The following is a 1,765-nucleotide window of genomic DNA, read 5'->3' as shown; positions in this document are numbered from 1 at the left end:
CAGGAAGCTCTGCCTGGCAGCATCTCTTATTCTGCTTATCGCAGGCGGCGTGGTTTTCTCCACGCTGAAACCGCAATTCTTCCCCAAAGATCTCCAATATTTTTCCTATATCGACGTGTGGCTACCTGAAGACTCTCCGGCAAGCGCAACCAGCGAAGTCGCGCAACAGGTCGAATCCATCACACGTCAGGTAGCAGAGGAATATGGAAAGCGCCATCCGGAACATGGCCGTGCAAAAGAAGTGCTGCAATCGATGACGACGTTTGTGGGCGGCGGTGGCCCTCGTTTCTGGAGCAGTGCCACCCCTGAAGACCGGCAGACGAATTACGCCCAGGTCATTCTACGTACGAAGGACAATCACGATACGACCCCACTTCTAGCTCTTTTGCAGGTCGAATTGGATAGAAGGATTCCAGGTGCCATCATTGACACCCGGACTCTGGAAACGGGTAAGCCTGTCGGGATTCCAATTCAGGTCAGAATCTCGGGCGAAGATTTGCCGCGCCTGAAGCTTGAAGCGGCGAAGCTCAAGCAGATCTTTCGCGATGTTCCGGTGGCTGCCAGAGTTCGAGACGATTGGGGTGACTCAAGCACCAGAGAGGTAGTACATGTCGATGTCGACCGCGCCAATATGGCACACGTCACGAACGCAGATGTCTCGACTTCTATCGATGCGGCACTTCATGGTGTAACCGCTGGGGCTTTGAGAGATGGCGACAAACAGGTTCCGATTGTTGGACGCATGCAAATGGAACAACGTGCTCAGCTCTCTGATTTGCACAGTCTGTATGTCTTCTCGCAACAGGGGACGGCGCCAGTACCTGTCGATCAGGTGGCGACAATCTCTCTAGAGCCCGTAGTCTCGAAAACCAAGCGCTTCGATCAGTATCGGACCATCACCATACAGTGCTGGCCTACTCAAGGTCATTTGCCGTCGGAAGTCCTTGCAGCAGCTATGCCGAAGCTGAAAGAGTTCCAGAAACAACTTCCCGACGGTTTCATCTTCCGGTTCGCTGGCGAGCAAAAAGAGCAGGTTAGTGGTTTCGGCGATCTCACAACTGTACTTGTGATTTGYGTGTGCGCCATTTACCTCGCACTGCTCGCGCAATTCAAGCATGCCTTCAAGCCCTTGATCGTGTTTGCTGCTATTCCTTATGGAATCGCCGGAGCGGTTATCGCGTTGGCGATCATGGGGCAGCCATTTGGCTTCATGGCCTTCCTGGGAATCATCAGCCTCATCGGCGTGATCGTGAGCCATATCATTGTTCTGTTTGAATTCATCGAAGAACGCCGGGAAGCTGGCGAGGATCTGGAACAGGCGCTGATCGACGCAGGTATTCTCCGTCTGAGACCCGTCATGATTACTGTCGCGGCCACGGTGATTGCTCTGTTCCCACTGGCGGCGCACGGTGGTCCCCTCTGGGAGCCCTTGTGCTACGCCCAGATTGGGGGCCTGACGATTGCGACGTTCGTAACGCTCGGTCTCGTGCCGGTTCTCTACTCCTTTGTAGTCTTGGACCTGAAGCTGATCCGTTGGGAGCAGGTTCAAGAGACGACATCCGCTGCCACTTCCGACGATGTCAATGAAACGCCGATAGTTTCTAGAGTTCAACCATGCTCATAGATACAGCTGCAGTGATTCAACATGCCTGGATCACTCGCTTTCGGCCAGAGGATGGCTTTGTAGCGAGCTGTGAAGCAGGAGGAAAATCGACCAGCAGGACAAATTGAGGAGGGCGGCGGTCTTTCGCCGCCGCCCGTAGTC

General features: G+C 54.3%; 1 protein-coding gene. It reads left to right on the top strand.

Features of this window, described 5'->3' with window-relative positions:
• The coding region (locus tag AB4043_RS24395) for an efflux RND transporter permease subunit (protein ID WP_442308374.1) at positions 1 to 1,624 on the top strand (1,624 nt) is incomplete at its 5' end.
• Positions 1,625 to 1,765 lie beyond the last annotated feature (141 nt).

It is taken from the genome of Terriglobus sp. YAF25 (assembly GCF_052113305.1).
In the GTDB taxonomy this organism is placed as follows: domain Bacteria; phylum Acidobacteriota; class Terriglobia; order Terriglobales; family Acidobacteriaceae; genus Terriglobus.
The sequence above is the reverse complement of the archived record's forward strand: the minus strand, read 5'-3'. Positions and strand labels throughout refer to the sequence as shown.